Annotated in this window: 10 protein-coding genes; 5 read left to right on the top strand and 5 right to left on the bottom strand. The window is 73.3% G+C overall.

Features of this window, described 5'->3' with window-relative positions; all coding sequences use genetic code 11:
- Nucleotides 1-41 precede the first annotated feature (41 nt).
- The gene (locus tag AB8Z75_RS26555) at nt 42-785 is read left to right on the top strand and encodes a hypothetical protein (protein ID WP_369206243.1); all 744 of its coding nucleotides are present in this window, start codon (nt 42-44) and stop codon (nt 783-785) included.
- A gap of 64 nt (nt 786-849) precedes the next feature.
- A complete protein-coding gene (locus AB8Z75_RS26550; RefSeq protein WP_369206241.1) occupies nt 850-2,097 on the top strand; it encodes a Cmx/CmrA family chloramphenicol efflux MFS transporter in 1,248 nt (415 codons plus the stop codon).
- Between the two features lie 50 nt (nt 2,098-2,147).
- On the opposite strand, the gene AB8Z75_RS26545 is transcribed toward AB8Z75_RS26550, so the two are convergent.
- The gene (locus tag AB8Z75_RS26545; protein ID WP_369206239.1) at nt 2,148-2,405 is read right to left on the bottom strand and encodes a DUF4031 domain-containing protein; all 258 of its coding nucleotides are present in this window, start codon (nt 2,403-2,405) and stop codon (nt 2,148-2,150) included.
- The gene (locus AB8Z75_RS26540) at nt 2,402-2,830 is read right to left on the bottom strand and encodes a hypothetical protein (protein ID WP_369206237.1); all 429 of its coding nucleotides are present in this window, start codon (nt 2,828-2,830) and stop codon (nt 2,402-2,404) included. Before AB8Z75_RS26540 ends, AB8Z75_RS26545 begins: the two co-directional genes overlap by 4 nt.
- Nucleotides 2,831-3,275: 445 nt before the next feature.
- Between AB8Z75_RS26540 and AB8Z75_RS26535 the strand changes: the two genes are divergently transcribed.
- The 3 genes from AB8Z75_RS26535 to AB8Z75_RS26525 all read left to right on the top strand — a co-directional run bounded on the left by AB8Z75_RS26535 (nt 3,276) and on the right by AB8Z75_RS26525 (nt 7,148).
- Nucleotides 3,276-4,130, top strand: coding sequence for a MurR/RpiR family transcriptional regulator (locus tag AB8Z75_RS26535; RefSeq protein WP_369206235.1), 855 nt, complete (start codon nt 3,276-3,278; stop codon nt 4,128-4,130).
- Nucleotides 4,131-4,248: 118 nt separating this feature from the next.
- Entirely contained in the window at nt 4,249-5,316 is a 1,068-nt protein-coding gene (murQ, locus tag AB8Z75_RS26530) for an N-acetylmuramic acid 6-phosphate etherase (protein WP_369206233.1), read from the top strand.
- 119 nt (nt 5,317-5,435) lie between these two features.
- The gene (locus AB8Z75_RS26525; protein ID WP_369206231.1) at nt 5,436-7,148 is read left to right on the top strand and encodes a PTS transporter subunit EIIC; all 1,713 of its coding nucleotides are present in this window, start codon (nt 5,436-5,438) and stop codon (nt 7,146-7,148) included.
- Between the two features lie 162 nt (nt 7,149-7,310).
- On the opposite strand, the gene AB8Z75_RS26520 is transcribed toward AB8Z75_RS26525, so the two are convergent.
- The 3 genes from AB8Z75_RS26520 to AB8Z75_RS26510 all read right to left on the bottom strand — a co-directional run bounded on the left by AB8Z75_RS26520 (nt 7,311) and on the right by AB8Z75_RS26510 (nt 10,323).
- Nucleotides 7,311-8,549, bottom strand: a complete 1,239-nt coding sequence (locus AB8Z75_RS26520; protein WP_369206229.1) for an MFS transporter — start codon at nt 8,547-8,549, stop codon at nt 7,311-7,313.
- A 272-nt stretch (nt 8,550-8,821) separates the two neighbouring features.
- Nucleotides 8,822-9,418 (bottom strand): TetR/AcrR family transcriptional regulator, encoded by a 597-nt coding sequence (locus AB8Z75_RS26515; RefSeq protein WP_369206227.1) that lies wholly within the window; start codon nt 9,416-9,418, stop codon nt 8,822-8,824.
- 107 nt (nt 9,419-9,525) lie between these two features.
- Nucleotides 9,526-10,323, bottom strand: a complete 798-nt coding sequence (locus AB8Z75_RS26510; protein WP_369206225.1) for a VOC family protein — start codon at nt 10,321-10,323, stop codon at nt 9,526-9,528.
- Nucleotides 10,324-10,379: the final 56 nt, after the last annotated feature.

Here is a 10,379-nt window from a genome sequence, read left to right as displayed (position 1 = left end):
CCCCCGGCGCCGCCCGTGGCCCCGACGGCCCCGACCCGGCCTTGTACGGCGAGGACCTGCTGGCCCGCTGGGCCGAACCGCACCGCCGCTACCACTCGACCGCCCACCTGCGCGCCGTCCTCGACCGGATCGACGAACTGGCGGCACACCCGGCCTCCCCCGCGCCCGCTCACACCTCCGCGGCCGACTCCGACGACGCCACCGACTCCGACGGCGCCGCCGACAACGGGTCCGCGGACGGCTCCCCTGACGGCTCCGCGGGCGGCTCCGCGGACGGTTCCCCCGACGGCTCCGCGGGCACCTCCGCGACCGGTCCCGCGCGCAAGACCTCCGAGGCGGATGTGGACGCCGTGCGCCTCGCCGCCTGGTTCCACGACGCCGTCTACCGCCCCGACCGCAGCGAGAACGAGGAGCGCAGCGCCCGCCTCGCCGAACGGGCGCTTCCCGAGGCGGGCGTGTCCGCCGCCCGCACCGCCGAGGTCGCCCGCCTCGTCCGCCTCACCGTCACCCACGACCCGGCTCCGGACGACCTCAACGGCGCCCTCCTGTGCGACGCGGATCTGGCCGTCCTCGCGGGCTCACCCGAGGAGTACGCGCACTACGCCGCCGAAGTGCGCCAGGAGTACGCCTTCGTCCCCGACCCCGCCTTCCGCGAGGGCCGCACCGCCGTGCTCCACCAACTCCTCGCCCTCCCCCACCTCTTCCGCACCCCCTACGCCCGCACCCACTGGGAACAGCCCGCCCGCCACAACCTGACGACGGAGCTGCGTCTCCTCGCCGCCTGACCATCTGCGAGGACGGTGCAGGGCCGGCGGGAATGCCGCAGGTCGCGGGCAGGTTGAGCACGGCATGCCTGCCACACCCGTGACCGACAAGCCGTCGGCCGTCCGTGTCCCGCTTTCTGTCTACATATTGGGACTGTCCGTCTTCGCGCTCGGGACCTCCGAGTTCATGCTGTCGGGGATCCTCCAACCCCTCGCCAGGGACCTGGGGGTGTCGATCCCGAAGGCGGGGCTGCTGGTGTCGGCGTTCGCGGTGGGGATGGTGGTGGGAGCGCCGGTGCTGGCCGCCGCCACCCTGCGCCTGCCACGGCGTACGACGCTGGTCGGGCTGCTGGCCGTCTTCCTGCTGGGGCAGGTCGCCGGGGCGCTGGCACCCACGTACGAGGTGCTGTTCGTCTCGCGTGTCCTCAGCGCGCTGGCGTGCGCCGGGTTCTGGGCCGTGGGCGCGGCCGTGGCCGTCTCCCTGGTACCGGGGAACGCGCGGGCACGCGCCATGGCGATCATGGTGGGCGGGCTGAGCGTCGCCAACATCGCCGGGGTGCCCGCCGGTTCCTTCCTGGGGCAGCAGGCCGGATGGCGGTCGGCGTTCTGGGCGGTGGCCGTCCTGGCGGCCGTCGGCCTCGTCGGCGTCCTGACGCTGGTGCCCCGTACCGCCGTGCCGACGGGGGACGACGCCCCCAACCTCCGCCGCGAACTGCGCATCTACCGCGACAAGCAGGTGTGGCTCGCGCTGGTGACCATCGCCCTGAACGCCGGTGCCGTCTTCGCCCTCTTCTCCTACCTGGCGCCGCTGCTCACCGACGTGGCGGGCCTGCCCGAGAGCTGGGTGCCGAGCGTGCTCGCGCTGTTCGGTATCGGCGGTCTCGTCGGCACGGTGATCGGCGGGCGCATCGCGGACGCGCACCTGTTCGGCACGATGTACAGCGGCATCGCCGCGTCCACAGCCGTCCTGGCGCTGCTCGCCCTGCTGGCCGAGTACCGCTTCGCGGCGGTCGCCCTCGCCCTCATGCTCGGCGTGACCGCCTTCACCACGGCGCCCGCCCTCAACGCCCGGATGTTCAACGCCGCCGACGCCGCGCCCACCCTCGCCGGGGCCACCACGACCGCCTCGTTCAACATCGGCAACACGGTGGGCCCGTGGCTGGGCGGCCTGGCCATCTCCGCCGGGTGGGGGTACGCGGCGGTCGCCTGGGTCGGTGCGGCGATGGCGGCGGCCGGGGTGGCCACGACGGCCGTCTCCTCCCGCGTCCACGCCCGCTCCCGGGTGGTGGCCGCCTCCTCCCCCGCGCAGCGGAAGGAGTACGCCGAAGCCTGACCGCCTCGGGACGGGGCCCGGCGGGGCGCCCGGCCTCGCCGGGCCCCGGGTCAGCGTTTGCGGCGGCGGAGACCGGCGGCCGTCAGGTGGCGGAGGAGTTCCTTCGAGCCGACCTCGATTGCCCCGGCCCGCACCGCGGCGGCGTACTGCCCTGACGGTATGTCGTAGTGGTCGCCGTCGAAGGCGCGCGGCGGGCAGCCGATGCGGGCAGCGAACGCGTGGAGCTCGTCGTACGACACGTCGCTCACCAGGTGGGACCACATGCGCCCGTGCCCCGGCCAGATCGGCGGGTCGATGTAGACGGTCACAGTCGGGTGCCCAGACGGCCCACCCGGGCGACCACCGTGGAGGTCTTCCCGCAGATCCAGTGCGGGTCCTCGCCCAGTTCCGGCTCGACCTGGAGCGCGTGCAGGTCGGAGCCGACGCACACGGGGCACACGGGCCACCGGCCGTACCGTTCGAGCAGTGCGTCCTGGACGTCCTGGGCGACCAGACCGTCCACGAAGGCGACCCCTTCGGGCCACTGGCCGACCCACCAGCGCCGGTGGGTGACCGACTCCTCGACCATCGAGACGATGTCGGCGCGGGCGACGTCGCTCGCCTCCAGGTCCGCGAGGATCAGCGCGCGGGCGGCGTGCAGGGCGCGCTCCAGCGGGTCCTGCCGCCCGGGAGCGCCCGGGTCGCGGTCCTCGCCGGGCGGGTCCGAGCCTGGTGCGGATTCCATCGGTGCCATACCTCCATTGCACCACTGCTGCCCCCTACGGCTCACAGCTCGCTGACCGCCAAGTGCCGCAACAGCCATTGACGGACGACCGAATCGAAAATATCTTCCACCCGTGAGCAGCAATCTGAAGGAAAATTTCACCTTCCGATCAGAGCACCAGCGGGCGGCGGAAGCGACGGCTCCTCCGGCGGGGACGCCGGAGGCCTCGACGCCCCCCGTGCCACCGGCCACGGCGGGCACCGGGGAACCGACGGGGCCGACGGCACCGTCGAGGCCGTCGAGGCCGACGGGACCGACAGGACCGACAGGACCGACGGCACCGACCGGACCGGCAGCGTCCACGGCGCCGGCGGGGGCCTCGCAGCGGCCAGGACCGGCGGGGCCCAGGCCGCCGGCCCCGCGCACGGCCGGGCACCAGGCGGTCCGCCCGGGACCCACCGCGCTCGCGGCGAAGGTGCGCACGATGGCGCCGTCGATGACGCGCTCGATGCAGCGGGTCGCCGAGGCGGTCGCCGGCGATCCCGCCGGATGCGCGCAGCTCACCGTCACGGGTCTGGCCGAGCGCACCGGCACCAGCGAGGCCACCGTGGTCCGCACCTCGCGCCTCCTCGGATATCCCGGATACCGGGACCTGCGGCTGGCCCTCGCGGGGCTGGCCGCGCAGCAGGAGTCGGGCGCGGCTCCCGCCGTGACCGCCGACATCGCCGTGGACGACCCGATGCCCGACGTCGTCGCCAAGCTGGCGCTCGACGAGCGGCAGACGCTGGCCGACACGGCCGCCGCGCTCGACGTGGCGCAGGTCGAGGCGGCCGTCGCCGCGATGGTCTCGGCCCGGCGTATCGACGTGTACGGCGTCGGCGCCTCCGGCCTCGTCAGCCAGGATCTGGCACAGAAGCTGCTCCGCATCGGCATGGTGGCGCACAGCCACGCAGACCCCCATCTCGCCGTCACCAACGCGGTGCAGATGCAGGCGGGCGACGTCGCCGTGGCCATCACCCATTCGGGGCGGACCGTGGACGTCATCGAGCCGTTGCGCGTGGCCTTCGACCAGGGCGCGACGACCATCGCGATCACGGGCCGCCCGGACGGGGAGGTCGCCCAGTACGCCGACCACGTGCTGACGACGTCCACGGCACGGGAGAGCGAGCTGCGCCCCGCGGCGATGTCCAGCAGAACGAGCCAGCTACTCGTCGTCGACTGCCTGTTCATAGGCGTGGCCCAGCGGACGTACGAGACGGCGGCGCCCGCGCTCTCCGCCTCGTACGAAGCGCTGGCGCACCGCCACTCGCCGCGGCCCCGGGGCCGCTGAGGCCCGCTCCCCGACGAGAGAGGCCGCGCCGGCCCGAACAGGCCCACGGCGCGCGGCACGCCGCGGACGCCCAGGACCCAGACCGCACCCGCCCAGAGCCACAGAAAGCCGCTCCCGCATGACCACCTCACAGCCCGCCACTCCCCTCGATCCCCCCGGCTCCGAACCCGACGCCTCGCGCCCCGGCCCCGCGCGGGCGGAGACCGCGCCCCGCTCCGAGGCCGCTTCCCGGCCGGAGGCGTCGCGCTACGACGTACTCCGTCATCAGTTGGACACACTCACGACCGAAGCGTTTCGCAGCGAGCTGGCCCAGATCGACCAGCTGCCCACGCTCGAGATCGCCGAGATCATGAACGGCGAGGACAGCACCGTGCCCACCGCCGTGGCCGCCCAGCTGCCGCAGATCGCCGCCGCGATCGACGCCATCGCCGAGCGGATGGCGCGCGGTGGCCGCCTCCTCTACGCGGGCGCGGGGACGGCCGGGCGCATGGGCGTGCTGGACGCGAGCGAGTGCCCGCCGACCTTCAACACCGCTCCCGGCCAGGTCACCGGCGTGATCGCGGGCGGCCCCGACGCGATGGTGAACTCGGTCGAGGGCGCGGAGGACAGCCCCGAGATGGCCGCGGCCGACCTGGACGCGCTGAACCTGACCGCCGACGACACCGTGGTGGGGATCTCCGCGTCGGGGCGCACGCCCTTCGCCGTCGGCGCCGTCGAACACGCGCGCACCCGCGGTGCCCTCACCGTCGGGCTGTCCTGCAACGAGGGCTCGGCGCTCGCGGCAGCCGCCGAGCACGGCATCGAGGTCGTCGTGGGCCCCGAGCTGCTGACCGGCTCCACCCGGCTGAAGGCCGGCACCGCGCAGAAGCTCGTCCTCAACATGCTCTCCACCCTCACGATGATCCGGCTCGGCAAGACCTACGGGAACCTGATGGTGGACCTGCGCGCCTCCAACGAGAAGCTGCGGGCGCGCTCACGCCGGATCGTCGCGCTGGCGACGGGCGCGCCGGACGACGCGATCGAGACGGCGCTGGCGGCCACGGACGGCGAAGTCAAGGCCGCCATCCTCACTCTCCTGGGCGACGTCGAAGGACCGACGGCCCAGCGGCTGCTGGCCGACTCCCACGGACACCTGCGCGCGGCCCTCGCCGCGGCAGCGGCCGACAGGTCCGAGGGCGACGCCTGAATTGCTCTCCCACCACGCCCGTACCGCACCGCCCGTAGTACGTACCTCATCGACCGCCCGCACCACACCGACTGCCCGTACCGCCTGCACCATGGCACTCAAAGAAGAGCGACCGCACCATGAGCACAGACAGCAGCAAAGACCGCGCTGAAGGCAGCGGCAACCCCCACCGGCGTATCGCGGAAGCGATCCTTCCCCTGGTCGGAGGGGCCGCGAACGTCACCTCCGTCACCCACTGCATGACCCGCATGCGGCTCGCCCTCGCCGACCGCTCGCTCGTCCAGGACGAGGCCCTCAAGGCCCTCCCCGACGTGATGGGCGTGGTCGAGGACGACACCTACCAGATCGTGCTCGGCCCCGGGAAGGTCGCCCGGGTGACACCCCAGTTCGAGGCGCTGACCCGGCAGGCCGCCCCGAGCACCGCGGCACAGCCGGCGACCGCGCGGGACGCCACCGCACCGGACGCGCCGTCCGAGGCGTCACCGAACGCGGCGGCGCCCGGCGCGGCGGCGCCCGACGCGGCGGCACCCGGCGCGGCGGCTCAGGCGGCGTCCCCCAGGACGGCCGACGACCTCGCCGCCGAGGGCGCGGCCCTGCGCGCGGCCCGCAAGGAGAAGAACGCGACACCGGTGAAGCTGATGCTGCGCCGTATCGCCAACATCTTCGTTCCGCTCATCCCCGCGCTGATCGGCTGCGGCATCGTCGCGGGCATCAACGGCCTGTTCACCAACGCGGGCTGGCTGCCCTCCCTCACCCCGGCGCTGGCGGCGATCGCGAGCGGCTTCATGTCGCTGATCGCGGTCTTCGTCGGCATCAACACCGCACGGGAGTTCGGCGGTACACCGGTGCTGGGCGGTGCCGCGGCGGCGGTCATCGTCTTCCCCGGGGTCGCCGACGTCTCCGCGTTCGGCGAGAAGCTGGCACCGGGACAGGGCGGCGTCCTGGGCGCGCTGTTCGCCGCGCTGCTGGCGGTGTACGTGGAGAAGGGGTGCCGTCGCGTCATCCCGTCCGCCGTGGACGTGCTCGTCACACCGACGCTGACGGTGCTGGTGGCGGGGCTGGTCACGCTGTTCGGGCTGATGTTCGTGTGTGGCGAGATCGCCACCGGCATCGGACACCTCGCCGACTGGCTCCTCGACCACGGTGGCGCCGCCGCCGGATTCGTCCTCGGCGGGCTCTTCCTGCCCCTGGTGATGCTCGGCCTGCACCAGGCACTCATCCCCATCCACACCACGCTGATCGACCAGAGCGGGTACACCGTGCTGCTGCCGATCCTCGCCATGGCCGGCGCGGGCCAGGTCGGCGCCGCGGTCGCCATCTACCTGCGGCTGCACCGCAACACCTCGATCCGCAAGACCATCCGCTCCGCGCTTCCCGCCGGGTTCCTCGGCGTGGGCGAGCCGCTGATCTACGGTGTCTCCCTGCCCCTGGGCCGCCCGTTCATCACCGCGTGCGTGGGCGGTGCGTTCGGCGGCGGCGTCGTCGGCCTCTTCTACCAGCTGGGCACCTCCGTCGGCTCCACCGCCATCGGCCCCTCGGGCTGGGCCCTCTTCCCTCTGCTCAAGGGCAACCACGGGCTGGGCGCCATCGCCGCGATCTACGGGCTGGGGCTGGCGGCCGGATACCTCGCCGGGTTCGTGGCGACGTACTTCTTCGGGTTCAGCAAGCAGATGCTCGCCGACCTGAACGCGCCGGCGCAGAGCGAGGCCGCCGCGTCCGACGCCGCCTCGGGCTCCTCCCCCGAACCGCCCTCGGGCGGTACCGCCCCGGACCCCGCTCCCGCCCCGGCACCGGCGGGTGGCGGCTCACTCGGTGGCGGCTCACTCGTGTGACCGCAGCATCGGCCGCACCCCTGGCGTGGGCTGGACGGCCTGGACCCTCCGCCGGGGTCCAGGCCACGCCTTCGTCAGACGCCGGCCAACGGGACCGGCGACGGGACGGCCGGCGCCGGGTGGGGCGGCGGAGCCGTCAGCCGGCAGCACCGCGGGGCGTGGTCAGCTCGCCCGGGTCACGAGCGTCCCGGTGGTCTCCTCCTCCCCGCGGGTGGCCGCCTCCTCCCCGGCCGGTGCCGCCGGCCCGGTGCGGCGCCCGCGTCCCAGGTCAGGCAGCAGGGTGAGCACCCCCAGCCCGGCCAGGCCCACGCCGATCCACACCGGGGAGACGAGGCCGAAGTGGGGGATGGCGGCGCCTCCGAGAGCCGAGCCGAGGAGGACGCCGAAGGTGATGAAGGAGGAGTGCACCGTGTTGAGCAGGGGGCCCGTGTTGCCGGCCCGCTGGACGCGGGTGGCCATCGCCGGGTTCATGGTGACGCCGACCAGGCCGATGGCCAGCATGAAGACGACCGCGCCCGTCCGTGAGTCGGCCAGCAGGGCGAACGCGGCGAGGAAGACGCCGTTGCCGAGCAGCCCGACCATCAGGACGGCGAACGCGTGCCGGTCGGCGAGACGGCCGACCACGGCGTTGCCGAGCAGGTTGGCGGCGCCGTAGGCGATCAGCAGGAGGGGGACGCTGCCCGTGGAGAAGCCGGAGACCTCGGTCAGGATCGGGTTGAAGTAGCTGAAGGCGGAGAAGGTGGCGCCGATCGTCAGGGTGCTGGTCGACAGCACGAGCCACAGTCTCCGCCGGCGGAAGACCGCCAGCTCCTGCCGTATCCCGCCCCCCGTGCCGCTCCCGCCGACGCCCTGCCGTTCCCTCCCCGGGACGCGCGCCAGCGTCAGCACCGCCGCGGCCACCGTCATCGCCGTGACGGCCCAGAAGGCGCTGCGCCATCCGAACCGGTCGCCGACGAACGTGGACAGCGGCAGACCCAGCAGCGTGCCCAGCATCAGCCCGCTGAGCGCCACCGAGACGGCACGCCCGGCCTGTTCGGGCCGCACCAGACGCACGCTGAGGGAGATGGCCGCGCCGAGGAAGGCGGCGGAGGCGGTGCCGGTGACCAGGCGCGCGACGAGCATCACGGCGTAGCCGGGTGCGAGCGCGGCCAGCACGTTGCCCGCGAGGAAGACGGCGAACACGACCGCCAGGGCCCGCTTCGGGCGCAGCTTGAGCACCCCGGCGGCGAGGAACGGTCCGCCGAGGGACATCGCGGCGGCGAACGCGGTGACGAGGTAGCCCACTTGGGAGAGGGTGACGTCCAGCCCTTCCGCGATCTGCGGCATGAGCCCCGCGACGAGGAATTCGCTGGTGACCATGGCGAAGATTCCCGCCGCCATGAGATAGACGGTCAGTGGCATGAGTGTCTCCCCGGAATCGGTGTGTGTCACGGGACGGGCCGGGCCGGGCAGGGCCGGGTGCGGCGTGTCAGCACGTACGTCCGCACGCCCGCCCGCCCGCCGTTATGGATTGCTCAGTACAAAACTTGCCCGCACTTCACCCCCGCCTGTGCGCACGGGCGGGGACGCGCGCACAGGCGCTGGGGCAGCCGCGCACGCGGAGGTACGGAGGTACGGAGGTACGGAGTACGGAGGTACGGACGGACGCCACGCGTCGCGGCGCAGGCGGGAAGCTAGGCTTTGAGCGCCGCGACTGCCGTCGCGGCGATGCCTTCCAGGGCCGCACGGTCCGCACCGCCCTGCGCGGAGACCCGCATTCCGGCGATGACGGCGTTGACGAACCGGGCGAGCGCCGCGGGCTCCTGTCCGGACGAAATCTCACCGGCCCGCTGCCCCGCCTCGACGGCGGCTCGCAGCGCGGTCAGCCGCAGTTCGACGTCCCCCGCCAGCAGGTCAGCGACGTCCGGGTCCCGCGCCGCGAGCTCCACGGTGGTGTTGACCGAGAGGCAGCCGATACTCCTCCCGTCCCGCCGATGAGCGAACTCCTGCTCGATGATGCACGCGAACAGCGCCTCGAACCGCTCCACCGCGGGCCGCCCCGCGTCCTCCAGAAGGTCCAACTGGAGTGCGGTCATGGTCTCGACATAGCGCGCCAGTGACCGCTGGAAGAGGGCGTGCTTGCTGGTGAACGTGTTGTAGATGCTGCTGCGCCCCAGCCCCGTGGCCTCGCACAGGTCCTGGGTGGAAGTGGCTTCGTACCCCTTCTCCCAGAACGCCCGCATGGCCGCGTCCAGGACCCGTTCCTCGTCGAAAAGTCTCGGTCGGGCCATGCGCCGTACGCTAGCACAGTTATGTACTGGGCGATCCAATAAAGGTGACCCGCGCACGCCGCGCACGCCCGCACGCCCGTGCGCCCGTGCGCCGGTCTGGCGGGCCGTCAGCCCTGCTCCGGGTCACCCTTGATCAGGGCGAATGTGGCGCCGGCCGGGTCTCTGAGCGTGGCGAGGCGCCCGACCCCGGGGGCGTCCGTCGGCGGGACCAGCAGGCTCGCCCCCGCTCCGGTCGCCCTGGCGAACGTGGCGTCGCAGTCCTCCGTGGCGAAGTACGGGTGCCACTGGGAGGCGGAGCCGGCATCCCGGTGCTCCTGCGGGAGCTGCATCATGCCGCCCTGCCCCGTGTCCTCCGGCGTACCGCCGCCGGGCGCGGAGAAGACGGTGTAGACGAGATCGTCACCCATCGGCATGTCCTCGTAGCTCCAGGAGAACACGGACGCGTAGAAGTCCTTCACGGCTGCGGCGTCCGTCGTGTAGAGCTCCGTCCAGCACAGCGTCTCCGGCTCCATGACGACGTCCAGACCGACCGTGTCGCGCGGCTGCCAGACGGCGAAGTCGGCTCCGGACGGATCGGTGAACTGAGCCATCCTGCCCGCGGTGAACACGTCCATCGGCGCCATCCGCACGGCACCGCCCGCGCGCTCCACGGCGGCGCGGGTGGCGTCCGCGTCCCGCGTGTGGAAGTAGACCGTCCAGCTGGGATCGCCCTCTCCGATCAGCGGGCCGACGGCCGCCACGACCTCACCGTCCCGCCGGAAGAAGCCGTACCCTCCCGCTTCCGGCCCTGCGGACTGGAACTCCCAGTCGAAGACGCTCGTGTAGAAGGCGACGGCGGCCTCGACGTCGGGGGCGGCAAGGTCGAGCCAGTTCGGAGTGCCGGGAACGAAGGCGGTCGTGAGCATGCGAATCCTCCGGCGGGCGGGAGCGGTGGCTGTCGTCGGTGGGCGGGGATGGGCGG

It is taken from the genome of Streptomyces sp. PU-14G, from assembly GCF_041028275.1.
In the GTDB taxonomy this organism is placed as follows: Bacteria; Actinomycetota; Actinomycetes; order Streptomycetales; family Streptomycetaceae; genus Streptomyces.
The sequence above is the reverse complement of the archived record's forward strand: the minus strand, read 5'-3'. Positions and strand labels throughout refer to the sequence as shown.

What these genes read in the sequence shown, in the direction of transcription:
- AB8Z75_RS26510 (WP_369206225.1), bottom strand. Translation starts at nt 10,323, where the DNA reads ATGCTCACGACCGCCTTCGTTCCCGGCACTCCGAACTGGCTCGACCTT.
- AB8Z75_RS26550 (WP_369206241.1), top strand. Translation starts at nt 850, where the DNA reads ATGCCTGCCACACCCGTGACCGACAAGCCGTCGGCCGTCCGTGTCCCG.
- AB8Z75_RS26515 (WP_369206227.1), bottom strand. Translation starts at nt 9,418, where the DNA reads ATGGCCCGACCGAGACTTTTCGACGAGGAACGGGTCCTGGACGCGGCC.
- AB8Z75_RS26520 (WP_369206229.1), bottom strand. Translation starts at nt 8,549, where the DNA reads ATGCCACTGACCGTCTATCTCATGGCGGCGGGAATCTTCGCCATGGTC.
- murQ (WP_369206233.1), top strand. Translation starts at nt 4,249, where the DNA reads ATGACCACCTCACAGCCCGCCACTCCCCTCGATCCCCCCGGCTCCGAA.
- AB8Z75_RS26540 (WP_369206237.1), bottom strand. Translation starts at nt 2,830, where the DNA reads ATGGCACCGATGGAATCCGCACCAGGCTCGGACCCGCCCGGCGAGGAC.
- AB8Z75_RS26525 (WP_369206231.1), top strand. Translation starts at nt 5,436, where the DNA reads ATGAGCACAGACAGCAGCAAAGACCGCGCTGAAGGCAGCGGCAACCCC.